The organism is Arthrobacter sp. MDT2-34-1 (genome assembly GCF_059091365.1).
In genome coordinates this window covers 1-325 of record NZ_JBNHGO010000190.1, presented here as the reverse complement: position 1 = coordinate 325, position 325 = coordinate 1, and the positions used below count along the sequence as shown (strand labels likewise).

At 72.0% G+C, this 325-nt stretch carries 1 protein-coding gene; it reads right to left on the bottom strand.

Annotated elements, in window-relative coordinates:
* The coding region (locus AC5RVV_RS18310; protein ID WP_494002752.1) for a TrmH family RNA methyltransferase at positions 1 to 325 on the bottom strand (325 nt) is incomplete at both ends.

Genomic DNA, 325 nt, shown 5'->3' with positions numbered 1-325 from the left:
TGGTCCGCCGCGGCCAGCTCGGTGTCGGACAGGCCCTGGGCCTCGTTGCCAAACAGCCAGGCGGTGGGCTCCTCCAGAAGGGGAACGACGGCGGCACCGGCCTCGGTCTCCTTCACGCCCCGGGCGCGCTCCGCTCCGATGCCCAGCCGCCGGCCGGCGCTTTGGTCCTGGAGTTCGTCGAGGTCCAGCTTGCCGTAGCCGTCGGCGGCCAGCGCCGCGATGCCGGCCGCGCGCAGCCCGGCCATCAGAGCGTCGAAGTCCAGGCCCATGACCACGGGAAGGTGGAAGATCGAACCCACGGTGGACCGCACGGCCTTGGGATTGT